This is a genomic window from Paracoccus sp. N5 (assembly GCF_000371965.1).
GTDB lineage: Bacteria > Pseudomonadota > Alphaproteobacteria > Rhodobacterales > Rhodobacteraceae > Paracoccus.
The window spans coordinates 2,179,553-2,203,885 of sequence record NZ_AQUO01000001.1 but is presented as its reverse complement, the minus strand read 5'-3'; the positions used below and the strand labels follow the sequence as shown (position 1 = coordinate 2,203,885).

The following is a 24,333-nucleotide window of genomic DNA, read 5'->3' as shown; positions in this document are numbered from 1 at the left end:
TCCCGCCCTCGTGGCGCCGGGGCGCCGCCGGCGGGCGGGCTGCTTGAAATTTCGCCTGCCAATCATCACATCTGCCTCAGCCGCGGGAAATTCGGCATGAGCGGAAGCAATTACCGCTTGAATTGCGCGAAAATCCACCAATTCTTAACTGTATCGTGACAGTCTGGTCAGGTGGACCGCTAGATATGGCGGCCCAAACCGCCAGCCGACTGACAGGAGCTTGAAGTGCCTTCCTTTTCGACCTCGCTGGAACAGGCCATCCATGGCGCCCTCGCGCTGGCCAACGACCATCGCCATGAGCTTGCCACGCTCGAGCACCTGTTGCTTGCGCTGACGGAAGAGCCCGATGCCGTGAAGGTGATGCGGGCCTGCAACGTCGATCTGGACGAATTGCGCCGGATGCTGGTCGAGTTCATCGAAGACGACCTGTCGACCCTCATCACCGATGTCGAGGGATCCGAGGCCGTTCCGACCGCCGCCTTCCAGCGCGTGATCCAGCGCGCGGCGATCCATGTGCAAAGCTCGGGCCGGACCGAGGTGACGGGCGCGAACGTGCTGGTCGCCATCTTCGCCGAGCGGGAATCGAACGCCGCCTTCTTCCTGCAGGAACTGGACATGACCCGCTATGACGCGGTGAATTTCATCGCCCATGGCGTCGCCAAGAATCCCTCCTTCTCGGAGAACCGTCCGGTCCAGGGCGCCGAGCACCAGGGCGAGCAGGCCCAGGCCGAAGCCGCGCCCGCCAAGGACGAAACCGCGCTCGCGAAATATTGCGTGGACCTGAACCGCAAGGCCGCCAAGGGCGACGTGGACCCGCTGATCGGCCGCGCCGACGAGGTCGAGCGCTGCATCCAGGTGCTGTGCCGCCGGCGCAAGAACAACCCGCTGCTGGTGGGCGATCCGGGCGTCGGCAAGACCGCCATCGCCGAGGGCCTGGCGCTGAAGATCACCCGCGGCGAGACGCCGGACGTGCTGGCCGGCTCGACCATCTTCTCGCTCGACATGGGCGCGCTGCTGGCCGGGACCCGCTATCGCGGCGATTTCGAGGAGCGGCTGAAGGCCGTGGTCAAGGAGCTGGAAGAGCATCCCGACGCCATCCTCTTCATCGACGAGATCCACACCGTGATCGGCGCCGGCGCCACCTCGGGCGGGGCGATGGATGCCTCGAACCTGCTGAAGCCGGCGCTCGCCGGCGGCAAGCTGCGCTGCATGGGCTCGACCACCTACAAGGAGTTCCGCCAGCATTTCGAGAAGGACCGCGCGCTGTCGCGGCGCTTCCAGAAGATCGACGTGAACGAGCCGACCGTGCCCGATGCGATCAAGATCCTGATGGGCCTGAAGCCCAGCTTCGAAAAGCATCACGACCTGCGCTATACCAATGACGCGATCAAGTCGGCGGTGGAGCTGGCCAGCCGCTACATCAACGACCGCAAGCTGCCCGACAGCGCCATCGACGTGATCGACGAGGCGGGCGCCGCCCAGCATCTGGTCAGCGAAAGCAAGCGCCGCAAGACCATCGGCCCGAAAGAGATCGAGGCCGTGGTGGCCAAGATCGCCCGTATCCCGCCGAAAAGCGTCTCCAAGGACGATGCGGCGGTGCTGAAGGATCTGGACGCGACGCTGAAGCGGCTGGTCTTCGGCCAGGATGCGGCGATCGAGGCCCTGGCCTCGGCCATCAAGCTGGCCCGGGCCGGGCTGCGTGAGCCCGAGAAGCCGATCGGCAACTACCTGTTTGCCGGCCCGACCGGCGTCGGCAAGACCGAGGTGGCCAAGCAGCTCGCCAGCACGCTGGGCGTGGAGCTGCTGCGCTTCGATATGTCGGAATACATGGAGAAACATGCGGTCAGCCGCCTGATCGGCGCGCCTCCGGGCTATGTCGGCTTCGACCAGGGCGGGCTGCTGACCGATGGCGTGGACCAGCATCCGCATTGCGTGCTGCTGCTCGACGAGATCGAAAAGGCGCATCCGGATGTCTACAACATCCTGTTGCAGGTGATGGACCACGGCAAGCTGACCGACCACAACGGCCGGCAGGTGGATTTCCGCAACGTGATCCTGATCATGACCTCGAACGCGGGCGCCTCGGACATGCAGAAGGCGGCCATCGGCTTCGGCCGCGAAAAGCGCGAGGGCGAGGATACCGCCGCCATCGAGCGCACCTTCACGCCCGAGTTCCGCAACCGGCTGGACGCGATCATCAGCTTCGCCGCCCTCTCGCGCGAGGTGGTGGTCCATGTGGTCGAGAAATTCGTGCTGCAGCTGGAAGCCCAGCTCATCGATCGCGGCGTCCATATCGAGCTGACCTCCGAAGCCGCCGACTGGCTGGCCGAAAAGGGCTATGACGAAAAGATGGGTGCCCGGCCGCTGGGTCGCGTGATCCAGGAGACGATCAAGAAGCCGCTGGCCGAGGAACTGCTGTTCGGTCGCCTGACCAAGGGCGGGATCGTGCGGGTGCGGATCGAGGACGACAAGCCCGTTTTCGACATCACCGGCCCGGAAACGCCCAAGATCAGCAACTCGAAGCCGCCGCTGCTGACGGCCGATTGATCTGCGCCCTGAGTAAGAAGGCGGCACCCGGTGCCGCCTTTTTCACTTGCAGAGGCTCTGTTGCGCGAATTCCGCGGATTATGTCCGTCATGGATTCAGAGGATGACTGTCCTTGCTGTCAGACTGACAACAACGAAGTGACTGACCAGCGCACAATCAAGCGCCAGGGTGCCCTCCCGCCTGACATTCGCATGCTCTGGAATGCCACCCCGACGGTCGTCGGGGCCGACAGCAGACATGCCTGCCGGTGAAGGCGCTGTTCGGCATGGTCTTGCTCGACTGGACGGAGCCCGACGTCAGCACGCTGTCGCGCTGCAAGAAGGCTCTCGTCTTTCGACAGCATGCACGCAAGCATGGCGGCGCCAAGCAACGGAACAGGCGCAGATCCGTCCCCGGATAACGAGGGAGCCTCGGGTATCCGGCAACCGAGATTACCGAAGGTCACGTTGGCGGCACTGTCCGTCCCACCTGCCCAGGCAAGGCCCGGCGACGAGGAGATCGGAAGTGTAACCGCAGACGGTGCTTAGCGTCGCCGAGCGCAGACCCATCTCATCCCGCCATGCAGGAAGGCCAAGCCGCGGAAGCCAGCCGGTGCGGTCGCCAGAAATGAAGCCCTGCGCACAGCGAGATTACCTGGCGGAGTGCTGTGACAACGATGGTGCCACTGCCGCCGCGCCAAAACGAAGATGGGCTGCGTGGACCTGCTGGGTTAGTGCTTCATGACCCGGGACTTCGACCGTCAGGGCGCAGGATTCCGGTCTGCTTCGCCGACCTGACGGCAAGCCCGCGCTCAGAAACCCTGTCGCAGAGCCCTTGCGTGCAACAGGACCCCAGAAACGGGCCCGGATGTCCGGAAGCACCGGCCATGGCTCGAACCGCTCAGCCCTGACCCAAGCATGCCCGGCCGATTGACGAATCCCTCGCGCAGAATTAGAACAAACAAGGAACATCTTGAACGAGCCATGACCGCCCACCCTTTCCTGCGCGGGGTGACGCCTTTCGGACGGGCGCCAGCCCCCGCGGTGCCGCGCCTCGCCGGCGCCACCCTGTCCGAGGCCTTCGATTCCCGGCACCCCCTGGATGCCGCGGCGGCGGGATTCGTGCTGGCCGCGCTGCCGCCGGGGCGGGTGCTCTGGGCGCAGGACCGGCTCAGCCGGGCGGAATTCGGCGCCCCTTTCCTGCCCGGCACCGGCCGGGCGCTGCTGCGGCTGGACTTGACGCGCCCCGCCGATGTGCTGGCCGCGCTGGAGGACGGCCTGCGCAGCCGCGCCCTGGCCGCCGTGGTCGGAGAGATCCATGGCGCCCCCCCGGCGCTGAGCTTTACCGCCAGCCGCCGCCTGGCCCTGCGCGCCGAGGCCGCCGGCCTGCCCTGCTGGCTGATCCGCCATGCCGCCCGGCCCGATGCCAGCGCGGCGCGGATGCGCTGGCAGCTGTCGGCCCTGCCCTCGGCCCCCGACCCCGACGATCCCAAGGCGCCCGGCGATCCGCACTGGCTGGCCGAGCTGTTCCGGGCGCGCGGCCAGCCGCCCTCGACCTGGGTGGCGCGCCATGACCGGGCGGCGGATCGTCTCGATCTTTCTGCCCCGCCTCGCGATCGAGAGCTGGCTGCACCAGCGCGCGCGGCAGGGCGCGGCCTGGCCTGACGCGGTGCCGCTGGCGCTGGCGGCTTCCGGGCCGCATGGGCCCGTGGTCCATGCCGCGAACCGGGCCGGCGAAGAGGCCGGCGCCCGGCCCGGCGCCCGCGTGGTCGATTGCCGCAGCATCTGCCCCGAGCTGCGGGTCGAGGATGCCCAGCCCGCGCAGGACGCCGCCCGGCTGGCCCGGCTGGCGTTCTGGATCCGGCGCTGGGGGCCGTTCGGCGCCGTGGACGGCACGGACGGGCTGATCCTCGACACCACCGGCACCGCGCATCTGTTCGGCGGCGAGCCCGCGCTGCTGGCAGAGATCCAGGCCGGATTCGCCCGCGCCGGATTATCCTGCCGGCTGGCGCTGGCGCCGACGCGCGGCGCGGCCTGGGCGCTGGCCCGCTTCGGACCCGAACGCGCGATCTGCACCGATCCGCTGCCAGCCTTGGCGCCGCTGACGGTCGCCGGGCTGCGGCTGTCGGAGGAAACCCTGCTGCTGTTGCGCCGGCTGGGGCTGAAGACCATCGGCGATCTGGCCGCGCTGCCGCGCCTGCCGCTGATGCGCCGCTTCGCCCGGGCCGCGCCGGCCGACAACCCGCTGATCCGGCTCGACCAGGCGCTGGGACGCGCGGCGGAACCGCTGGATGCGCCCGAGCCGCCGGCCGAATTCGCCGCCGAGGCCCGGCTGGCCGAGCCGGTCATGGACCCCTCGGACTGGCTGCCCGGCCCGACCGGACAGCTTTGCGCCGACATGGCGGCGCAGGATCGCGGCTGCCGCCGGCTCTGCCTGTCGGTGTTCCGCGTCGATGGCGAGCGGCGCGACATCCGCGTCGCGCTGGCCGCCCCGGCCCGCGATCCCGCGCATCTGCTGCGGCTGTTCCAGGGCCGGCTGGACCGGCTGGATCCCGGCTATGGCTTCGACCTGATCCGCCTGTCGGCCGAGGCGGTCGAGCCCATGGCCCAGGCCCAGCCCACCCTGGACGGCAGCGCCCCCGAGGCGCTGGCGCTCTCGCGCCTGGTCGACCGGCTGGTCGCGCGCTTTGGCGCCGCCGCAATCAGCCGGCCGCTGCCGCAGGACAGCCATATCCCCGAACGCTCGGAAATCCCCGGCCCGCCGCTGGACGACAGCCCGGCACCCCCGGCCCGGCCCGACCGCCCGCTGCGCCTGCTGACCCCGCCCGAGGAGATCCAGGTGCTTTACGCCATCCCCGAGGGCCCGCCGGCGCAATTCATCTGGCGCCGCCAGATCCTGCGCGTCGCCCGCCACGCCGGACCGGAGCGCATCGCGCCGGAATGGTGGCAGGACCGCCCCGGCACCAGGCTGCGCGACTATTTCCGCATCGAGGACGACCACGGCCGCCGGCTCTGGATCTATCGCGAGGGGCTGGTCCAGGACGGCCGCGGCGGCGCCCCGCGCTGGTTTTTGCACGGGATCTTCGCCTGATGCCCGACCACCACCCCCGCAGCGCCCTGAAACTGCCCGAGGTTGCCGTCCCGAACCCGGCCTCGGCCTATGTCGAACTGGGCGTGACCAGCGCCTTCAGCTTCCTGCACGGCGCCTCGCAGCCCAGCGAACTGGCCTTGGCGGCGCATCTGCTGGGCTATGACGCGCTGGGAATCGCCGATCTCAACAGCCTGGCCGGGGTGGTGCGGCTGCATGCCACGGCGAATAAACTGCACCTGCGTCCGGTCGTCGGCGCGCGGATCGTGCTAGCGGATGGCACCGGCTTCCTGGCCTATCCGACCGACCGCGCCGCCTATGGCCGGCTGGCCACGCTGATCACCAAGGGCCGCCGCGCCGATCTGGACGGGGCCTGGCAGAAGAAGGGCCGCTGCGACCTGAGCCTTGACGACCTTGCCGCCCATGCCGAAGGACTGCGGCTGATCTGGCTGCCGGGCGACGATCTGTCGCCCCTGCCCGAGCTGGCCGCGCGGCTGCCGCAGCTGTCCCATGTCGCGGCAAGCTGGCTTTATCGCGGCGACGACCGGGCGCGGATCAACCGGCTGGACCGGGCGGCGCGGGCGGCGGGGCTTTCGATCGTTGCCACCAATGACGTGCATTACCACGCCCCCGACCGCCGCCCGCTTCAGGACGTGATGACCTGCATCCGCGAGGGCACCACCATCGCCAAGGCGGGCCTGCTGCTGTCGCAGAATGCCGAACGGCATCTGAAATCCCCCGCGCAGATGGAACGCCTGTTTGCCGACTGGCCGCAGGCCATCCGCGCCACGCGCGAGATCGCCGACAGCTGCCGCTTTTCGCTGGACGAGCTGAAATACGAATATCCGCACGAAACCGTGCCCGAGGGCCTGACCCCACAGCAGCATCTTCAGGCGCTGACCTGGGCTTGCGCCGGTGAACGCTATCCCGACGGCATCCCGCCGCAGGTGCGAGCGACGCTGCGCAAGGAGTTGGACCTGATCGGGCGCAAGGACTATGCGCCCTATTTCCTGACCATCCACGAGATCGTGAATTTCGCCAAGGAAAACCGGATCCTGCATCAGGGCCGCGGCTCGGCCGCCAATTCCGCGGTCTGCTTCGTGCTGGGCATCACCCCGGTCGACCCCGCCAAGCACCAGCTGCTGTTCGAGCGTTTCCTCAGCGACACCCGCAAGGAGCCGCCCGACATCGACGTCGATTTCGAACATGAGCGCCGCGAGGAGGTGATCCAGCACATCTATGACAAATACGGCCGCCATCGCGCCGGGCTCTGCGCCACGGTGATCCATTACCGCCCGCGCAGCGCCATCCGCGAGGTCGGCAAGGTCATGGGCCTGTCCGAGGACGTGACGCAGGCCCTGGCCAATACCGTCTGGGGCAGCTGGGGCGACAGCATGCAGGCCGCCCATCCCGACCAGGCCGGTGTCGATCCCTCCGATCCGCTGCTGGCACGCACCATCAGGCTGGCCGAGCAGATGATCGGCATGCCGCGCCACCTGTCCCAGCATGTCGGCGGCTTCATCCTGACCGAGGGGCCGCTGCACGAAACCGTGCCCATCGGCAATGCCGCCATGCCCGAGCGCAGCTTCATCGAATGGGACAAGGACGACATCGACGCGCTGGGGATCCTCAAGGTCGATGTGCTGGCGCTGGGGATGCTGACCTGCATCCGGAAATGCTTCGAACTGATCGAGAAGCATCACGACAGGCGGCTGACCCTGTCGGATTTCGACGAGGACGACCCGGCAACCTTCGAGATGCTGCGGCGGGGCGACAGCCTGGGCACCTTCCAGGTCGAAAGCCGGGCGCAGATGAACATGCTGCCGCGCCTGCGGCCCAGGGAATTCTACGACCTGGTGATCCAGGTCGCCATCGTCCGCCCCGGCCCGATCCAGGGCGATATGGTCCACCCCTATCTGCGCCGCCGCAATGGCGAGCCGGTGGATTATCCCTTTCCCCAGGGCGGCGACCCGGACGAGCTGAAATCCATCCTGGAGCGCACCTTGGGCGTGCCGATCTTCCAGGAGCAGGCGATGAAGATCGCCATGGTCGCCGCCGAGTTCCAGCCCGACGAACTGGATGAGCTGCGCAAGGCCATGGCCACCTTCCGCTCGCGCGGCACGATCGAGCAATTGCAGGACAAGATGGTCGGCCGCATGGTCAGGCGCGGCTATGAGCGCGAATTCGCCGAGCGTTGCTTCAACCAGATCAAGGGTTTCGGCGATTACGGCTTTCCGGAAAGCCATGCTGTCGCCTTTGCGCATCTGGCCTATGTCTCGTCCTGGCTAAAATGCCATTACCCGGCCGCCTTCGCGGCGGCGCTGCTGAACAGCCAGCCGATGGGCTTCTATGCGCCCGCGCAGATCGTGCGCGATGCGCGCGACCATGGCGTCACCGTGCTGCCGGTGGATGTGAATGCCAGCACCTGGGACAACCGGCTGGAGACAGGCCCCGGCAGCATCGCCCTGCGGCTGGGCCTGCGCCAGGTCGAGGGGCTGGGCAAGGCGGCGGGCGACCGGATCGCTATGCGGCGCGGGGCGGCGCCCTATGGCTCGCTGGCCGCGCTGAAGACCCGCGCCGGGCTCGACGCGCGCGCCATCCGGGTGATCGCGGCGGCGGATGCGCTGCGCTCGATGGGTCTCGACCGGCGGGCGGCGCTGTGGCAGGCGCGCGCCCTGCGCGACGCGCCGGACCTGCCGCTGTTCGGGGCCCGCGACGAGGGCGCCGAGCCCGCCGTCGCCCTGCCCGCCATGCCGCTGCCCGAACAGGTGACCGCCGATTACCAGACCCAGCGCCTGTCGCTGAAGGCGCATCCCATGGCCTTCCTGCGCCGCTCGATGCAGGCGCAGGGCTATGTCAGCGCCGCCGGGCTAGCCGATCTGCCGAACCGCGCGCCCCTGCGCATGGCCGGGATCGTGCTGGTGCGCCAGCGCCCGGGCAGCGCCAAGGGCGTCTGCTTCGTCACGCTGGAGGACGAGACCGGCATCGCCAATCTGGTGCTGTGGGAAAATGTCTTCGACCGCTTCCGCCGCGTGACGATGACCGCCCGCCTGCTCGAGGTGCATGGCCAGGTCCAGCGCGCCGAGGGCGTCACCCATGTCGTCGCGCAATGGCTGGGCGACCGCTCGGATGCGCTGCTGCGGCTGGCGGGCGAAAGCCCGCGCGACCTGCCCGCGCCCCGGCCGCAGCATCCGCGCCAGGTCAGGATGCTGCCGAAGTCGCGGGATTTTCATTGAACCGCACAGGAACGGCCGGCCGCGACGGCGATCCGGCCTGACGCAAGCCGGCCGTGCAGGCATGGCAAAGGCCGCGTCCCTGTCCGGAAACGCGGCCTTGGCTGTTCGTCACGAAGGGGCAGATCTTACTTGATCTTGCCTTCCTTGTATTCGACATGCTTGCGGGCAACCGGGTCGTATTTGTTGACCGTCATCTTCTCGGTCATCGTGCGGGCGTTCTTCTTGGTCACGTAGAAATGCCCGGTCCCGGCGCTCGAGTTCAGGCGGATCTTGATGGTGGTCGGCTTCGCCATTGTCTTGCTCCTGCTGCGGGGAAAGACGCTTCGCTCGCGAACCCCGTGGAATCTCTTGGAAGCCGCCTTTTAGCCGCCATACGGGCGAAGTCAACCGGGAATCACCGGATTTCGCCCGGCGCGGGCAGCGGATATGCGCGGATGGCCTGTAAGCCGGATTTTGTCCAGGGGTCGCCCCCTTGGATGACCATTCCTCTGGCCCCGCCGTTGCCGACGGGATCTAGCTGCCAACCCGGACCTGCTGGGGCGAAGATGGCCCTGTCTTGCGACGCGCGGTCCCTATTCGGCATTGCTCCCGGTGGGGCTTGCCGTGCCGGTCCTGTTGCCAGGCCCGCGGTGGGCTCTTACCCCACCGTTTCACCCTTACCCGTGCAGGCACGGGCGGTCTCATCTCTGTGGCGCTTTCCCTGGGGTTGCCCCCGCCGGGCGTTACCCGGCACCGTATCTTCATGGAGTCCGGACTTTCCTCGACGTTGCCGCCGCGGTCATCCGGCCATCCGCGCGAGGTTCAGATAGGCCCTGGCGCGCGAGGGGTCAAGCGCCGGGGCGGCGGCACGGGTGCAGGGGTATTTGAGGAGCAAAGAAGCCATGGGCGCCGCGCCCGGCTTCTTCGTTCCTCAAATACCCATCTTGCGGCATCTGCCGGTCAGGGATCCGGCCAATTGCGGGCGATGCTGGGCAGGCTGTCCTCGATCCAGTCGAGCAGCGCGCCGACCCGGGCCGCCGCCTGCTGGCCCAGGGGCGTCAGCGCGTATTCCACATGCGGCGGCACGGTGCCGAAGTCGCGGCGCAGCACCATGCCGTCGGTTTCCAGCCCCTGCAGGGTCTGCGCCAGCATGCGCTCGCTGACGCCGCCGATGTGCTTGCGCAAGCCGCCGAAGCGTTGCGGGCCGTCGCTCAGCGCCCACAGCACCAGCATGCCCCAGCGCCCGGTCAGGCGCCGCAGCACGTCGCGCGACGGGCAGGCCGCCGCCAGCAGGTTTCCGCGCTCGAAATTTTGCATACTAACATTTCCGTTCGTACTTACGGATCGTAAGTTAGGCGCCTATCTTGCCCGGCACAAGAAGGAGAAACCCATGACCATTGCCGTCACCGGAGCCACCGGCCAGCTGGGCCGCCTGACCATCGAGAAATTGCAGACCCTGCTGCCCGCGGGCGAGATCATCGCCCTGGCGCGTTCACCGGAAAAGGCCGGCCTGGGCATCGAGACCCGCGCCTTCGACTATGACCGGCCCGAGACGCTGGCGCCGGCGCTGGCGGGCGTCGCGCGGCTGGTGCTGATTTCCTCGAGCGAGGTCGGCAAGCGCGAGGCGCAGCACCGCGCCGTGATCGCGGCAGCCAAGGCTGCCGGCGTCGGGCAGATCGTCTATACCAGCCTGCTGCATGCCGACCGCTCGCCGCTGTCGCTGGCGGGCGAGCATGTGGCGACCGAGGCGGCGCTGGCGGAATCCGGCATTCCGCATGTAATCCTGCGCAATGGCTGGTATGCCGAAAATTATACCGGCGCGATTCCGGCCGCCTTGCAGCATGGCGCGCTGATCGGGGCGGCGAGCGCGGGCCGGATCTCGGGCGCGGCGCGGGCGGATTATGCCGATGCCGCGGCGATCGTGGCCGCGAGTGGCAGCCATGCCGGCAGGACCTATGAGCTGGCAGGCGACGACGCCTGGACGCTGGCCGATCTTGCCGCCGAAATCTCGCGCCAGAGCGGCAAGGACATCCCCTATCGCAACCTTTCCGAGGCGGATTATGCCGCGGCGCTGGTCGGGGCCGGGTTGCCGCAGGGGCTGGCGGCGGCGATCGCCGGCTGGGACGTGGGCGCAGGCCAGGGCGCGCTGTTCGACGACGGCCGGCAGCTGTCGGCGCTGATCGGACGGCCGACCACGCCCCTGGCGGATGTGGTCCGGGCCGCGCTCTAGAACGGCACGTCGTCGGTCGACGCGCCCGACGAGGCTCCCGAGGCGGGCTGCACATAGCCCGCCTTGATGGTCTTGAAGCCGGTCGGGAATTCGACGGTGAGCGTGTCCTCGGCGATGCCCTGCACGGTGCCATTGCCGAATTTCTGGTGGAACACCCGGTCGCCGACGGCAAAGCGCGCGGCCGGCTCGGCGTCGATGATGACCGGCGTGCGGTGTACGGGCTGTGTACGCGCGGTGGACCGTTCCTGCATCCGCTTCCAGCCCGGAGAATTGTAGACATCGGCCTTGGCGGCGCGGTCGTGCATGGACGACGCCGCGAAAGCCGCCGCCGCGCCATAGCCGCCGCCGTAGAGGCCGGGGGGCGTCAGCACCTCGACGTGCTCCTCGGGCAATTCGTCGATGAAGCGCGAGGGCAGCGAGGATTGCCATTGCCCATACATGCGGCGGTTGCCGGCGAAGGTGATGGTGGCCAGCTCCTCGGCCCGGGTGATGCCGACATAGGCCAGGCGGCGCTCCTCTTCCAGGCCCTTCATGCCGGATTCGTCCATGCTGCGCTGGCTGGGGAACAGCCCGTCCTCCCAGCCCGGCAGGAAGACGATGGGATATTCCAGCCCCTTGGCGGCGTGCAGCGTCATGATGCTGACCTGCTCGGCCTGCTCGCCCGCGTCATTGTCCATGACCAGCGCGACGTGTTCCAGGAAACCTTGCAGGTTCTCGAATTCCTCCAGCGCCTTGACCAGTTCCTTGAGGTTGTCGAGCCGGCCCGGCGCGTCGGGCGACTTGTCGTTCTGCCACATCGCGGTATAGCCGGATTCGTCCAGGATCCGCTCGGCCAGCTCGACGTGGTTCACGCGGGCGTCCAGCGCGTCGGCGTGCCAGCGGCCCATGGCTTGCGTGAACTGGCGCAGGGCGCCGGCCCCCTTGCCGCCCAGCGCGCCCACGGCCACCGCCGAGGCGGCGCCTTCCAGCAGCGACAGGCCGCGCTCGCGCGCCTCGGCCTGGATGGTCTGCACCGCCTTGTCACCAAGGCCCCGCTTCGGCACGTTCACGATGCGCTCGAACGCCAGGTCGTCGGTGGGGCTGACCGCCAGCCGGAAATAGGCCATGGCGTCGCGGATTTCCTGGCGTTCGTAGAAACGCGGCCCGCCGATCACCCGATAGGGCAGGCCGATGGTCATGAAGCGGTCCTCGAAGGCTCGCATCTGGTGGCTGGCGCGCACGAGGATGGCGATGTCGTTCAGGCTGCGCCGGCCGAGGCTGTGGCGGTGGCCGCCGTGGAAGGCCTCGATCTCCTCGCCGATCCAGCGCGCCTCGGCCTCGCTGTCCCAATGGCCGATCAGGCGCACCGGCTCGCCGCCCGTGGCATCGGTCCAGAGCGTCTTGCCCAAGCGCCCCTTGTTGGCCGCGATCAGCCCCGAGGCGGCGGCCAGGATATGCGGGGTCGAGCGATAGTTCTGCTCCAGCCGGATCACCTGGGCGCCGGGGAAATCGCTTTCGAAGCGCAGGATGTTGCCGACCTCGGCGCCGCGCCAGCCATAGATCGACTGGTCGTCGTCGCCGACGCAGCAGATGTTGCGATGCGCCTGGGCCAGCAGCCGCAGCCACATATATTGCGCGACGTTGGTGTCCTGGTATTCGTCGACGAGGATATAGCGGAACCGCTCCTGCCACTGGCGCAGCACGTCCGGATGGGCCTGGAAGATGGTGACGCAATGCATCAGGAGGTCGCCGAAATCGACGGCGTTCAGCTCCAGGAGCCGGCGCTGATAGGTGGCATAGAGCCGCCCACCCCAGCCGTCGAAGGCGCGTTCCTCGCCCTTGGGCAGCCGGGCGGGGGTGATGCAGCGGTTCTTCCAGCCGTCGATCAGCCCGGCCAGCTGCCGTGCCGGCCAGCGCTTTTCGTCGATGTTCTCGGCCGCGATCAGCTGCTTCATCAGCCGGATCTGGTCGTCGGTGTCGAGGATGGTGAAGCTGGGCTTCAGGTGCAGCTCGGCGTCGCCGACCAGCTCGGCATGGCGGCGCAGGATCTTGACGCTGACGCTGTGGAACGTCCCCAGCCAGGGCATGCCCTCGACCATCTCGCCCAGCAGGCGGCCGATACGCTCCTTCATCTCGCGCGCGGCCTTGTTGGTGAAGGTCACGGCCAGGATCTGGCCCGGCCGCGCGCGGCCCAAGGTCAGCAGATGCGCGATGCGGGTGGTCAGCGCCCGGGTCTTGCCGGTCCCTGCCCCGGCCAGAAGCAGGACCGGGCCGTCCAGCGCCTCGACCGCCGCGCGCTGCGCCGGGTTCAACCCCTCCAGATAGGGCGCCGGCCGCGCCGACATGGCGCGCTGCGACAGCGGTCCCTTTTGCGGCACCGGGGCAGCGGCGGCCTCGAAGGCGTCGGAATCGTCGAAATCGCTCATGCCGGCAGCATAGCGGCGACGGGCGGCCGAGGGAAGCCCGTGTTCACGGCTTGTTCACGCCCGCAGCCCGGCAAAGATCGAGGGATCCAGGCTGACCTGCGCGAAAGTCTCGCCCTGGGTCAGCACCGAGACCGCGTCATGCGAATGCAGCGATTCCTGGTGGCTGGCGACAACGCGGAAATCGCCGATGCGCGGCTCGGCCATCAGCTCGCCAGCAAAGGCGCGCACGGCATCCTCGACGAAGATCGGATTCGCCGCGTTCAGCTCGGCAAAGGCCTGCTCGTCTTCGCGCTTGACCATGACCTGGGTTTCCGTGGCGACGGCGCGGCGGCAGAGGTCGACCATGTCCTCGAACCACAGCGTATCGCCATGCATCACCGCCGAGATGCGCGCCACCGAGCGTTGCGAATGCGGCGTCGCCAGCTGGCCGCGCATCTGGCGGGCGTGTTCGCTGAGCTCCAGCGAGCAGGGGCAGGTCGAGGAATAGACATAGTCGAAATGCATGATCCGCAGCCGGTGGCCGGCGCGCTCGACCAGCTCCAGCGCCACGTCGTAATATTGCCAGCCCGACAGGCCCGAACGCAGCGATTCGACCCGGATCGGATAGGAAAGCCGCATCTGGATGCGGGCGTCGAAACTGTCGAGGTCGGACTTGTAGTCGTCCAGCGCCGCTTGCAGCACCCGCATCGAGAACTGCTTTTCTGCATGGGCATAGAACGAGCGCATGATGCGGCTCATGTTGATGCCCTTGCGGTCGGCCTCCAGGCTGACGGTGCCGGTGACGCTGGTTTCCAGCTTGATGTCGCCGCCCAGATGCGTCGAATCGGGGCGGGTCTCATAGCGGATCGGCAGGCGGAAGTTCGAGATGCCGACATGCTGGATCGGCGCGCGGGCGCCCACGATCAGGCTGGCCGGACCGTTCTGCAGGTCCGGCAGGCTGGCCTTATAGGCGTCGTCAACGCGGAAATCACTGGGGTATTCGCGCGACAGCGCCGGATAGGCGCGTTCGGTGGCGACGGGGCGGGCCTCGGTCATCGTCGTCTCCCTGGGGCAGGTCCGGCTGCAATGTGGGCATTATACAGCCAAAACAAAAGGGGCGTCCGACTTAATGCGGATGCCGGCGCGCTCAGGCCAGCGCCTGACGCAGATCGTCGATCAGATCGTCGGCATGTTCCAGCCCGACCGACAGCCGCAGCAGGCCCGGGGTGATGCCCAGGCCCTCGCGCACCTCGGGGGTCAGGCGCGAATGCGTCGTGGTCGCGGGATGGGTGACGATCGACTTGGCATCGCCAAGGTTGTTCGAGATCTCGAAGACCCGCATCCGGTCCATGGCGGCGAAGGCGGCGGCCTTGCTGCCGACGTCGACGGCGATCATCGTGCCGCCCGCCCCCATCTGGCGCTGCACCAGATCGTATTGCGGATGGTCGGGCAGGCCCGGATAGACCACCCGGCTCACGCCGGCCATGTCCTGCAGCGCCCGGGCCAGCGCCAGGGCGCTGTCGGTCTGCGCCCGGACCCGCAGGTCCAGCGTGTTCAGCCCGTTCAGCATCAGCCAGGCGTTGAAGGGGCTGATCGCGGCGCCGGTGTGCTTCAGATAGGGCTCGGCCACCTCGCGCACGAATTGCCGGGTGCCGCAGATCACGCCGCCCAGGCAGCGCCCCGAGCCGTCGATGTGCTTGGTCGTGGAATAGACCACCACGTCGGCGCCCTGCTCGACCGCGCGGCTGTAGACCGGGGTGGCGAAGACGTTGTCGACCACGACCAGCGCGCCCACGGCCCGGGCCAGCGCCGCCACGCCCGCGATGTCGACCACCTCCAGCGTCGGGTTCGAGACCGATTCGAAGAACACCGCCCGCGTGTCGGGCCGGATCGCCGCGCGCCACTGGTCAAGGTCGGTGCCGTCGACATAGCTCACCTCGACGCCGAAGCGGGCCAGCACGTCGAGCACATAAAGACACGAGCCGAACAGCGCCCGGGAGGACACGATATGGTCGCCGGGTTTGGCGAAGCACATCAGCGCGCCATTCACCGCCGCCATGCCCGAGGCGGTGGCAAAGGCGTCCTCGGTGCCTTCCAGGCTGGCGATCCGGTCCTCGAACATGCGCGAGGTCGGGTTGCCGTAGCGGGCATAGATGAATTCGTCCGGGCCGGCCTTGATGAAGCGCGCCTCGGCCTGCTCGGCGCTGTCATAGGCAAAGCCCTGGGTCATGAACAGCGCCTCGGCCATCTCGCCATATTGGCTGCGGCGGATGCCGTGGTGGATGGCGCGGGTGCGGGGGTGCAGGGGCTTGTCAGACATGCGCGGACTCCTTGGGGCTGAATCCCCGATACGCCCCCGCCGCCGGCCGATCAAGGCGTCACTGATCCCTGGGCAGGGCGTAGCGTTCGAAAAGCCGGGCGTTCAACACGAAGAAGGCCACCATGATCGCCGGCAGGCCGAAGGTCTTGAAGTTGACCCAGGCGGTCTCCGACATCAGCCGCCAGACCAGTTCATTGGCCAGCGCCAGGCCCAGGAACAGCGCCACCATGCGGATGGTCAGGATGCGCCAGCCCTCGGCGCGCATCGGCAGCGCCTCGGACATGACCAGCTGCAGCCAGTTGCGGCCCAACGCCAGGCTGATGCCCAGCAGACCCGCGAAAAGCAGGTAGATCAGCGTCGGTTTCATCTTGAAGAATTTCGGGTCGTTGAGCCAGACCGACAGCCCGCCGAACACCACGACCAGCACCAGCGTGGCCAGCTGCATCGGCGCCAGCTTGCCCGTCAGCCGCCACAGCGCCAGGGTCGAGGCGACCAGAACCGGGATGAAGACCAGCGTCGCCAGGATGAAGCCGGAATAGTCCCGCCCGCCGAAGCTGACCACATGGTCGCGGAAGCGCGAGAAGACCAGGAAGAACAGGATCAGCGGCCCGAATTCCAGCGCGGCCTTGAGCCAGGGGTTGATCTTGCGGGCGTCGGACTTGCGGGCATCGGACACGGGCAGAGGTTCCTTTCATCGGCGGGATGCGCGCTTGTGCCCCGGATGGCGGGTTCAGTCCAGCCGGATCGCGGCCAGGATCGGGCCGCTGGCGGCCAGCGGGTCGCCCTCGCCCAGCTCCTGCGCCAGGATGGCATGGCGGGTATCGGTCGGGAAGGCGTCGCCGCTTTGCGGATCGGGCTTCACGGTCATGCGCAGCGGCGCGCGGCCGTCCCATTCGGCGACGCGCTCGGCCGCGAGGACCACGTTGCGATAGTTCAGCGCCACGCCGCGGTTCTCGCCGGCCTTGATCGTGACCTTGCGGGCCGGGGCATAGCGTACCAGGATGATCGCCACCCGGTCGCGGATCGCGCCGCGCGGCGTCAGCTCGATGCGATAGCCCTCCGCCTGCTGGCTCGACGAGACCATGACCATGGGCGGGCGCGCCATCTGGCCCTGCACCAGCCCCATCAGCTCGGCCGGGCGCAGCGCGATCAGCGTGTCGCTGCCGCCGACGATCATCTGCGGGGTATAGATCGCCCGCTCGCCCGACTGATGCGCATAGGCCTGCTGGCGGCGGGTGAATTCGGGCCGGGCGAATTCATCGGCCCAGCCGAGATAGTCCCAGTAATCGACATGCCAGGACAGCGCCAGCACGTCGTCGCGGTCGGCGAGGTCGCCCAGCATCTCGTCCGCCGGCGGGCAGGACGAGCAGCCCTGCGAGGTGAAAAGCTCGACCACCACCGGCGGATGGTCGATCGGGCCCAGCATGCGGCGGGCCTGCACCTCGGCGAAGGCGGCGACGCCGGGACCGGCCAGGTCCACGGGATGCACCGGCGGCAGCAGGTCGGCGGGCAGACCCGGCTCGCCCTCGGGCGCCGGGATCAGGCCGATGACGCCGTCATCCTCGGGCTCGGCGGGGACGGTCTCGGGACCGGAATCGCCCGCGGGACCGGCATCGGTCGGAGCGTCCATCGGCGCGGCGGGCGCCGTGCCCATCGGCTCCGAAGGCGGGTCCGACAGGGTCGAGACGCCGACATGGTCCGCGCCCATCCCCATGCCGCCGCCCATGTCCCCGCCCATGCCGCCGCCATCCTGCGCCAGCGCCGGCACCCCGGCCGCCAGCGCCAGCATCAGCGCCAGGATCCGCGTCCCGCCCGCCAGGCCCCGCATCCGGGCGCGGGGTTTCCCGGACTCCGGTCCTGTCCTGCTGTCGCGAGTCTTCGGCATTGTCCTGTGCATTCCCGGCCCTTCCGATGCGGGTCAGCTAACCCGGCCGGGGCACGGACGACAAATCAATGCTTTGTTAGCGCCCCGTTCCGGCACTGTGACCGTGTTGCAAATCCCACAACCCCGGCGCTTTGGCCGGCATATTGGTATACTGTCGCATACAATTCTGCCCTGCCCCTCTTGAACCGCTCCGGGAAAAGGCGCACATGGTCAGTAAGCACCGCCATCTAGCCACCTTTTTCAGAAAATAGGGAGCCGGGTCATGCCCATCGAAACAGGAACCGACACCGCCAGGACGCGCCGCCAGCTTCAGGTCGGCGGCTCGAGTGTCGCCTATTACTCCATCGCCGCCGCGACCGAGGCCGGCCTGGGCGACTTTTCGCGCCTGCCCGCCTCGCTGAAGGTGGTGCTGGAGAACCTGCTGCGCTTCGAGGACGGCGGCCGCACGGTCAGCGTCGATGACATCAGGGCCTTCGCCGAATGGGCGGAAAAGGGCGGCCAGAACCCGCGCGAGATCGCCTATCGCCCGGCCCGGGTGCTGATGCAGGACTTTACCGGCGTGCCGGCCGTGGTCGACCTGGCCGCGATGCGCGACGGCATCAAGGCACTGGGCGGCAACCCGCAGCGGATCAACCCGCTGAACCCGGTCGACCTGGTCATCGACCATTCGGTCATGGTCGACGAATTCGGCACGCCGCGCGCCTTCCAGATGAACGTCGACCTGGAATATCAGCGCAACATGGAGCGCTATACCTTCCTGAAATGGGGGCAGAACGCCTTCAACAATTTCCGCGTGGTGCCGCCCGGCACCGGCATCTGCCACCAGGTGAACCTGGAATACCTGGCGCAGACGGTCTGGACCGACACCGACCAGGACGGCACCCTTGTGGCCTATCCCGACACGCTGGTCGGCACCGACAGCCACACCACCATGGTCAACGGCCTTGCCGTGCTGGGCTGGGGCGTCGGCGGCATCGAGGCCGAGGCGGCCATGCTGGGCCAGCCGATTTCCATGCTGATCCCCGAGGTCGTCGGCTTCAAGATCACCGGCGCGCTGCGCGAGGGCGTGACCGCCACCGACCTGGTGCTGAAGGTGGTGCAGATGCTGCGCAAGCACGGCGTCGTCGGCAAGTTCGTGGAATTCTACGGCGACGGCCTCGACCACATGCCGCTGCCCGACCGCGCCACCATCGCCAACATGGCCCCCGAATACGGCGCGACCTGCGGCTTCTTCCCGATCGACAACGAGACCCTGCGCTATCTGCGCCAGACCGGGCGCGACGAATCGCGCATCGCCCTGGTCGAGGCCTATGCCAAGGAGAACGGCTTCTGGCGGACGCCGGATTACGCGCCGGTCTACAGCTCGACGCTGGAACTGGACCAGGCCGACGTCGTCCCCGCCATCTCGGGCCCGAAGCGGCCGCAGGACCATGTCGCGCTGACCGATTCGGCCAAGGCGTTCCGCGACTATATCCTGGGCATGCGCCCGGCACCCTCGGCCCCCAAGGCCGAGAAAGAGCTGATGACCCGCGAAGGCGGCGCCCCCGATCCCAAACCGTCCGAGATTCCGGGCGGCCACCACGGCCACCTGAACACCGGCACGGTCGAGGGCCAGGGCTATACCCTGCGCGACGGCTCGGTGGTGATCGCGGCGATCACCTCCTGCACCAATACCTCGAACCCCTATGTGCTGATGGCGGCGGGCCTCGTCGCCCGCAAGGCGCGCGCGCTTGGCCTGACCAGCAAGCCCTGGGTCAAGACCTCGCTGGCGCCCGGCAGCCAGGTGGTCGAGGAATACCTGAAGGCGGCGGACCTTCAGGACGATCTCGACGCGCTGGGCTTCAACCTGGTCGGCTTCGGCTGCACCACCTGCATCGGCAACTCCGGCCCGCTGGCGCCGGAGATCTCGAAATCGATCAACGAAAACGACCTGGTCGCGGTCTCGGTCCTGTCCGGCAACCGCAACTTCGAGGGCCGGATCTCGCCCGACGTGCGGGCGAACTACCTGGCCTCGCCGCCGCTCGTGGTGGCCTATGCCATCGCCGGCGACATGAACATCGACCTGACCACCCAGCCGCTGGCCCATACGCCCGAAGGCCAGCCGGTGTTCCTCAAGGACATCTGGCCGACATCGAAAGAGGTCGCCGAGCTGGTCGACAGCATCGTCACCCGCGAGATGTTCCAGCAGAAATACGCCGACGTGTTCAAGGGCGATGCGCGCTGGCAGGCGGTCGAGGTGACGGACAGCGAGACCTATGACTGGCCGCCGAGCTCGACCTATATCCGCAACCCGCCCTATTTCCAGGGCATGGGCCCGCAGAAGGGCAGGATCCACAATATCGACGGCGCCCGCATCCTGGCGCTTCTGGGCGACATGATCACCACCGACCACATCTCGCCGGCCGGATCCTTCAAGCCGACCACCCCGGCCGGGAAATACCTGACCGAGCACCAGGTGGCCCCGCGCGACTTCAACAGCTACGGCTCGCGCCGCGGCAACCACGAGGTCATGATGCGCGGCACCTTCGCCAATATCCGCATCCGCAACGAGATGCTGGAGGGCGTCGAGGGCGGCTATTCCAAGGGACCGGACGGCCAGCAGACCTCGATCTACGACGCCGCCATGGCCTACAAGGACGCGGGCATCCCGCTGGTGGTGATCGGCGGCATCGAATATGGCGCGGGCTCCAGCCGCGACTGGGCAGCCAAGGGCACCAACCTTTTGGGCGTCAAGGCGGTCATCGCCGAGAGCTTCGAGCGCATCCACCGCTCGAACCTGGTCGGCATGGGCGTGATCCCCTTCGAGTTCACCGGCGGCGACAACCGCAAGACCCTGGGCCTGACCGGCGACGAGGTGATCTCGATCGACGGTCTGGAAGGCGACTTCAAGCCGCTGTCGCTGGTCCCGGCCACGATCCGCTATGCCGACGGCACCGTGAAGGTGATCCAGCTGAAAGCGCGCGTCGATACCGAGGTCGAGATCGAATATCTCGAAAACGGCGGCGTGCTGCATTACGTGCTGCGCAACCTGGCGAAGGCCTGAGCCGCGAAAGGCCCCGGAAAACCGGGGTCTTTTCCTTCAATGCGCCTGCATGTCCCGGGCGACCTGCGCGGGCGTCAGCGCGGCCGGGTAATAGGTCGGCCAGTTCGTCACCTCGTCGAGCAGCTTCGCCCGGTCGTCGCCCATGTAAAGGTGAAAGTGATCGGCCTTGGCCGGCGCGATCTTGTGGTCGCTGAACTGGAAATAACCCGGCGCGCCCGCATCGCCAGAAACCTTCCTGAAGATGAAGCGCACACCCCGGTTGCCCTTGGCATAGGTCAGGATCTCGTGCCCGTCCGAGGCATAGCGCCCCGTCAGGACCTTGTCGCCGGCATGGAAGCTGACGGTGTCGCCATGGATCTCGATCCGCTCGACATCGCTGCGATAGCCGGTATCGTAATAGGCCTTGTATTCGGCGGCGGTCTTGTCGCCATGCTTGGCCTTGTGCGCCATCACCGGGTCGAGCGTGCCATCCAGAAGCAGCGGATAGACCGACTGCCAGTCGCCGTCCCAGTTCGACAACGGCCGGTCGGCAACCTGTGCATCCTCGAAATAGCCTTTGGCGATCTGGGCCTGCTGCGGGTCGCCATGGCTGTGGCCATGCTGGTGGCTGTGCCCCTTGCCCTGCTCGGCCATGCCCGGCCCCGCCGCCAGCAGCAGCGCCAAGGCCGCCGCACCCAATCCGATTGCTCGCATCGTCCTGCTCCATTCGGTTACGTTATTACATAACTAAATTCCTGCGAAACCCGGCGCAAGCCCCGAAAAAGCAAAAGGCCGCACGCCTGCGCGCACGGCCCCCCGAACCCCCGCTGCGCGCGAAGCCTATTCCTCGGCGCAATACCACATGGTGCCGCCCACCGCGGCCGAGCCGATCACCATCGACCCCACCGCCACCGGCGAGGCCGCGACGCCCATCGCCGCCGCCCCCGCCGCCTCCAGCGTGCCGACCATCGAGCCCGAGGTCGCGGCCAGGATCGTCGCCCCCGGCCGCTGCGTCACCGCGTCATAACCGGCGACGGCCAGCGCATTGGCATTGCGGAAGGTGGCCTGCCGGGTCGAATTCACCCGCTCGCAGAAGGTCTTGCGGCACAGCGCATTGCCCTTGCGCGCGCCCTTCTGCGCCCCGATGTAGGTGTCCCCGGCCTTGTCCCACAGCAGGCAATAGCTGCCGTCGTCGCCCATCTGGTTGCGACGCAGGATCTCGCGCAGGGTGACATAGCCCGGGCAGGAGATCCGCCCCCAGCCCGAGAAGTTCTTCTCGAGCCGCCCGACATTCTCGCGGAATTCGGCGTCGCGGACATAGTTGATCGCGGTCTTCTCGCCCGCGATCGAGGTCTCGCAGGTCCAGAGCTTCTCCTCGGCCGCAGGCTTCTCCTGCGCCGCCGCCGGCAGCGCCAGCAGCACCGCCATCAAAACCGCCAAAAGCCGCATCGCATCCTCCAAGATCTGTCCGCGCAGCCCCTCATTCCAGACCCCGGGCCGGGGCCGCAATCCACAGGATCGTTACCAGCCCCGGTTGTGGCCCCGGGGGCACGGCCCTCGCCTTCACTGTTTCACAAATACCCACGCGACCGCGCCGCAAAAGGAAAAGGCCGCCCCCGAAGGGACGGCCCTGCAACCCGTCTGACCCGAAAGGATCAGTTCTTGGCGTAGAATTCGACGACCAGGTTCGGCTCCATCTGCACGGCATAGGGCACGTCGCCTAGGGCCGGCTGACGCACGAAGCTCGCGGTCATCTTGTTGTGGTCCACTTCCAGATAGTCCGGCACGTCACGCTCGGTCAGGGCGACGGCTTCCAGCACGATAGCCAGTTGGCGCGACCGCTCGCGGATCGAGATCACGTCGCCTTCCTTGACGCGATACGAGGCGATGTTCACGCGCTTGCCGTTCACTTCCACGTGGCCGTGGTTCACGAACTGGCGGGCGGCGAAGATGGTCGGCACGAACTTGGCGCGATAGACGACGGCGTCCAGGCGGCGCTCCAGCAGGCCGATCAGGTTCTCGCCGGTGTCGCCCTTGACGCGCTCGGCTTCCGCATAGATGCGGCGGAACTGCTTCTCGGTCAGGTCGCCGTAATAGCCTTTCAGCTTCTGCTTGGCGCGCAGCTGGGTGCCGAAGTCCGACAGCTTGCCCTTGCGGCGCTGGCCGTGCTGGCCGGGGCCGTATTCGCGGCGGTTCAGCGGCGACTTGGCGCGGCCCCAGATGTTTTCGCCCATGCGGCGGTCGATCTTGTACTTGGCAGCGGTGCGTTTGGTCATCGCTGATCTCCTTCTTTCACATTGTCGAAGGGCGTTGTCCTTTGGCATAAAGCCCGACAGGGTTCCCCTTGCGGGGTCCACCAACACCAATGAAGCGGCGCTTATAGCCGCCCCGCGACCAGAGTCAAGCACCCCTTGAGCGGCAGCCACGACGCCCCTAGATAAAGGGCAGCGAACAAGGAAGTCCTCGATGTTTTCCATTCCCGGCAAAAGCCCCGTCACCATCACCCAAGCGGCCGAGCGCCAGATCGCCCGGCTGATGGCCGCGAAATCCGCCAGCGGGCTGCGCATCGGCCTGAAGAAGGGCGGCTGCGCCGGCATGGAATACACCATGGAACTGGCCGAGACCGCCTCGCCCGGCGACGAGGTGGTCGAACAGGGCGCGGCGCGGGTGCTGATCGCCCCCACCGCGCAGATGTATCTGTTCGGGACCGAGATCGACTATGAATCCGGCATGCTGGAATCCGGCTTCAAGTTCCGCAATCCGAACGTCACCGACGCCTGCGGCTGCGGCGAATCGGTCAGCTTCGCCATCGCGGGCAATACCGCGGGCGCCGCGCCAAAGCTCTAGCTTGCCGGGCGTTAGCGCACCCATCCTTGATCCGTCCCGGCAGCCGGCCTAATCCCCTGACAGCACAACAAGGGAGAGGCTGATGGCCCCGCGCAAACTCGCCGCCGGCAATTGGAAGATGAACGGAACCCTGGCCGCGCTGGCCGAGATCGACGCCATCCTGGCGCAACCGGCGGGCTGCGACGTGCTGATCTGCCCGCCCGCGGTGCTGATCCAGGCCGTGGCTGCCAAGGGCATCGCCACCGGTGGCCAGGACTGCCACGCGAAGCCCTCGGGCGCCCATACCGGCGACATCGCCGCCCGGCAGCTGAAGGACGTGGGCGCGAGCCATGTCATCCTCGGCCATTCCGAGCGCCGCACCGACCATGCCGAGACCGACGCCCAGGTCGCCGCCAAAGCCGTCGCCGCGCATGAGGCGGGCCTGGTCGCGGTGATCTGCGTCGGCGAGACCGAGGCGCAGCGCGACGCGGGCCAGACGCTGGACGTGATCTCGGCCCAGTTGGCCGGCTCGGTGCCCGACTGCGCCACGGCGGCGAATACGGTGATCGCCTATGAGCCGGTCTGGGCCATCGGCACCGGCCGCACGCCCACGAACGACCAGATCGCCGAGGTCCACGCCCTGATGCGCGACCGCCTGGCCGCGCGCTTCGCCGACGGCGCCGACTTCGCCCTGCTCTATGGCGGCTCGGTCAAGCCGGGCAATGCGGTGGAAATCTTTGCCATCCCGCATGTGAACGGCGCGCTGGTCGGCGGCGCCAGCCTCAAGGCCAGCGACTTCGGCCCGATCATCGCCGCGCTTTCCGCAGCGTAATTTCCC

General features: G+C 67.9%; 17 protein-coding genes, 1 other RNA gene and 2 pseudogenes. 9 read left to right on the top strand and 11 right to left on the bottom strand.

From position 1 onward, the window contains the following. The first annotated feature begins 225 nt into the window (after nt 1-225). The 5 genes and pseudogenes from clpA to PARN5_RS0111015 all read left to right on the top strand — a co-directional run bounded on the left by clpA (nt 226) and on the right by PARN5_RS0111015 (nt 8,849). A complete protein-coding gene (gene clpA, locus PARN5_RS0111030; RefSeq protein WP_017999834.1) occupies nt 226-2,547 on the top strand; it encodes an ATP-dependent Clp protease ATP-binding subunit ClpA in 2,322 nt (773 codons plus the stop codon). Between the two features lie 89 nt (nt 2,548-2,636). Further along, nucleotides 2,637-3,357 (top strand): annotated as a pseudogene (locus PARN5_RS24550) (IS5/IS1182 family transposase); the annotation flags it as partial. A 152-nt stretch (nt 3,358-3,509) separates the two neighbouring features. Then, nucleotides 3,510-4,190 carry a hypothetical protein gene (locus PARN5_RS0111025; protein ID WP_017999833.1) on the top strand — a complete coding sequence of 227 codons (681 nt, stop codon included), beginning with the start codon at nt 3,510-3,512 and terminating at the stop codon, nt 4,188-4,190. Continuing rightward, nucleotides 4,096-5,616, top strand: a complete 1,521-nt coding sequence (locus tag PARN5_RS0111020; RefSeq protein ID WP_017999832.1) for a DNA polymerase Y family protein — start codon at nt 4,096-4,098, stop codon at nt 5,614-5,616. Before PARN5_RS0111025 ends, PARN5_RS0111020 begins: the two co-directional genes overlap by 95 nt. Next, the gene (locus tag PARN5_RS0111015; RefSeq protein ID WP_017999831.1) at nt 5,616-8,849 is read left to right on the top strand and encodes an error-prone DNA polymerase; all 3,234 of its coding nucleotides are present in this window, start codon (nt 5,616-5,618) and stop codon (nt 8,847-8,849) included. Before PARN5_RS0111020 ends, PARN5_RS0111015 begins: the two co-directional genes overlap by 1 nt. A gap of 125 nt (nt 8,850-8,974) precedes the next feature. Here the strand turns inward: PARN5_RS0111015 and rpmG are convergent, their stop codons facing one another. From rpmG to PARN5_RS0111005, 3 genes are all read right to left on the bottom strand, one after another. After that, nucleotides 8,975-9,142, bottom strand: a complete 168-nt coding sequence (rpmG, locus tag PARN5_RS0111010; protein ID WP_017999830.1) for a 50S ribosomal protein L33 — start codon at nt 9,140-9,142, stop codon at nt 8,975-8,977. Nucleotides 9,143-9,275: 133 nt separating this feature from the next. Further along, nucleotides 9,276-9,643, bottom strand: an RNA gene (gene rnpB, locus PARN5_RS22915) — RNase P RNA component class A. 145 nt (nt 9,644-9,788) lie between these two features. Then, complete coding sequence (locus PARN5_RS0111005; RefSeq protein WP_017999829.1) at nt 9,789-10,145, bottom strand: helix-turn-helix domain-containing protein; 357 nt, start codon at nt 10,143-10,145, stop codon at nt 9,789-9,791. A 73-nt stretch (nt 10,146-10,218) separates the two neighbouring features. On the opposite strand from PARN5_RS0111005, the gene PARN5_RS0111000 reads away from it, so the two are divergent. After that, a complete protein-coding gene (locus PARN5_RS0111000) occupies nt 10,219-11,058 on the top strand; it encodes an NAD(P)H-binding protein (protein ID WP_017999828.1) in 840 nt (279 codons plus the stop codon). Here PARN5_RS0111000 and PARN5_RS0110995 read toward each other — a convergent pair. The 5 genes and pseudogenes from PARN5_RS0110995 to PARN5_RS21935 all read right to left on the bottom strand — a co-directional run bounded on the left by PARN5_RS0110995 (nt 11,055) and on the right by PARN5_RS21935 (nt 17,590). After that, complete coding sequence (locus PARN5_RS0110995; protein WP_017999827.1) at nt 11,055-13,463, bottom strand: UvrD-helicase domain-containing protein; 2,409 nt, start codon at nt 13,461-13,463, stop codon at nt 11,055-11,057. The two genes, PARN5_RS0111000 and PARN5_RS0110995, sit on opposite strands and share 4 nt — an antisense overlap. A gap of 54 nt (nt 13,464-13,517) precedes the next feature. After that, nucleotides 13,518-14,462, bottom strand: a pseudogene (folE2, locus tag PARN5_RS0110990) (GTP cyclohydrolase FolE2); the annotation flags it as partial. A 127-nt stretch (nt 14,463-14,589) separates the two neighbouring features. Then, nucleotides 14,590-15,762 (bottom strand): O-succinylhomoserine sulfhydrylase, encoded by a 1,173-nt coding sequence (gene metZ / locus PARN5_RS0110985; RefSeq protein ID WP_017999825.1) that lies wholly within the window; start codon nt 15,760-15,762, stop codon nt 14,590-14,592. Nucleotides 15,763-15,820: 58 nt separating this feature from the next. Then, complete coding sequence (locus PARN5_RS0110980; protein ID WP_017999824.1) at nt 15,821-16,438, bottom strand: inner membrane-spanning protein YciB; 618 nt, start codon at nt 16,436-16,438, stop codon at nt 15,821-15,823. A gap of 54 nt (nt 16,439-16,492) precedes the next feature. After that, nucleotides 16,493-17,590, bottom strand: coding sequence for a DUF1223 domain-containing protein (locus PARN5_RS21935; RefSeq protein WP_017999823.1), 1,098 nt, complete (start codon nt 17,588-17,590; stop codon nt 16,493-16,495). A gap of 319 nt (nt 17,591-17,909) precedes the next feature. Here PARN5_RS21935 and acnA point away from each other — a divergent pair, with 319 nt between their 5' ends. Further along, nucleotides 17,910-20,690: an aconitate hydratase AcnA gene (gene acnA / locus PARN5_RS0110970; RefSeq protein WP_017999822.1), complete on the top strand. Its 2,781-nt coding sequence runs from the start codon at nt 17,910-17,912 to the stop codon at nt 20,688-20,690. 36 nt (nt 20,691-20,726) lie between these two features. Here acnA and PARN5_RS0110965 read toward each other — a convergent pair whose 3' ends face one another. The 3 genes from PARN5_RS0110965 to rpsD all read right to left on the bottom strand — a co-directional run bounded on the left by PARN5_RS0110965 (nt 20,727) and on the right by rpsD (nt 22,945). Further along, complete coding sequence (locus PARN5_RS0110965; RefSeq protein ID WP_026155353.1) at nt 20,727-21,383, bottom strand: metal-binding protein ZinT; 657 nt, start codon at nt 21,381-21,383, stop codon at nt 20,727-20,729. Nucleotides 21,384-21,509: 126 nt separating this feature from the next. Continuing rightward, nucleotides 21,510-22,118 (bottom strand): hypothetical protein, encoded by a 609-nt coding sequence (locus tag PARN5_RS0110960; RefSeq protein ID WP_017999820.1) that lies wholly within the window; start codon nt 22,116-22,118, stop codon nt 21,510-21,512. 206 nt (nt 22,119-22,324) lie between these two features. Then, nucleotides 22,325-22,945 carry a 30S ribosomal protein S4 gene (gene rpsD, locus PARN5_RS0110955; RefSeq protein WP_017999819.1) on the bottom strand — a complete coding sequence of 207 codons (621 nt, stop codon included), beginning with the start codon at nt 22,943-22,945 and terminating at the stop codon, nt 22,325-22,327. 190 nt (nt 22,946-23,135) lie between these two features. On the opposite strand from rpsD, the gene PARN5_RS0110950 reads away from it, so the two are divergent. Beyond that, nucleotides 23,136-23,516 (top strand): iron-sulfur cluster assembly accessory protein, encoded by a 381-nt coding sequence (locus PARN5_RS0110950; RefSeq protein ID WP_017999818.1) that lies wholly within the window; start codon nt 23,136-23,138, stop codon nt 23,514-23,516. A gap of 82 nt (nt 23,517-23,598) precedes the next feature. Continuing rightward, nucleotides 23,599-24,327, top strand: coding sequence for a triose-phosphate isomerase (gene tpiA, locus PARN5_RS0110945; RefSeq protein ID WP_017999817.1), 729 nt, complete (start codon nt 23,599-23,601; stop codon nt 24,325-24,327). Nucleotides 24,328-24,333: the final 6 nt, after the last annotated feature.

What these genes read in the sequence shown, in the direction of transcription:
- PARN5_RS0111025 (WP_017999833.1), top strand. Translation starts at nt 3,510, where the DNA reads ATGACCGCCCACCCTTTCCTGCGCGGGGTGACGCCTTTCGGACGGGCG.
- PARN5_RS0111020 (WP_017999832.1), top strand. Translation starts at nt 4,096, where the DNA reads ATGACCGGGCGGCGGATCGTCTCGATCTTTCTGCCCCGCCTCGCGATC.
- PARN5_RS0111015 (WP_017999831.1), top strand. Translation starts at nt 5,616, where the DNA reads ATGCCCGACCACCACCCCCGCAGCGCCCTGAAACTGCCCGAGGTTGCC.
- rpmG (WP_017999830.1), bottom strand. Translation starts at nt 9,142, where the DNA reads ATGGCGAAGCCGACCACCATCAAGATCCGCCTGAACTCGAGCGCCGGG.
- PARN5_RS0111005 (WP_017999829.1), bottom strand. Translation starts at nt 10,145, where the DNA reads ATGCAAAATTTCGAGCGCGGAAACCTGCTGGCGGCGGCCTGCCCGTCG.
- PARN5_RS0111000 (WP_017999828.1), top strand. Translation starts at nt 10,219, where the DNA reads ATGACCATTGCCGTCACCGGAGCCACCGGCCAGCTGGGCCGCCTGACC.
- PARN5_RS0110995 (WP_017999827.1), bottom strand. Translation starts at nt 13,463, where the DNA reads ATGAGCGATTTCGACGATTCCGACGCCTTCGAGGCCGCCGCTGCCCCG.
- metZ (WP_017999825.1), bottom strand. Translation starts at nt 15,762, where the DNA reads ATGTCTGACAAGCCCCTGCACCCCCGCACCCGCGCCATCCACCACGGC.
- PARN5_RS21935 (WP_017999823.1), bottom strand. Translation starts at nt 17,590, where the DNA reads ATGCGGGGCCTGGCGGGCGGGACGCGGATCCTGGCGCTGATGCTGGCG.
- acnA (WP_017999822.1), top strand. Translation starts at nt 17,910, where the DNA reads ATGCCCATCGAAACAGGAACCGACACCGCCAGGACGCGCCGCCAGCTT.
- PARN5_RS0110965 (WP_026155353.1), bottom strand. Translation starts at nt 21,383, where the DNA reads ATGCGAGCAATCGGATTGGGTGCGGCGGCCTTGGCGCTGCTGCTGGCG.
- PARN5_RS0110960 (WP_017999820.1), bottom strand. Translation starts at nt 22,118, where the DNA reads ATGCGGCTTTTGGCGGTTTTGATGGCGGTGCTGCTGGCGCTGCCGGCG.
- rpsD (WP_017999819.1), bottom strand. Translation starts at nt 22,945, where the DNA reads ATGACCAAACGCACCGCTGCCAAGTACAAGATCGACCGCCGCATGGGC.
- PARN5_RS0110950 (WP_017999818.1), top strand. Translation starts at nt 23,136, where the DNA reads ATGTTTTCCATTCCCGGCAAAAGCCCCGTCACCATCACCCAAGCGGCC.
- tpiA (WP_017999817.1), top strand. Translation starts at nt 23,599, where the DNA reads ATGGCCCCGCGCAAACTCGCCGCCGGCAATTGGAAGATGAACGGAACC.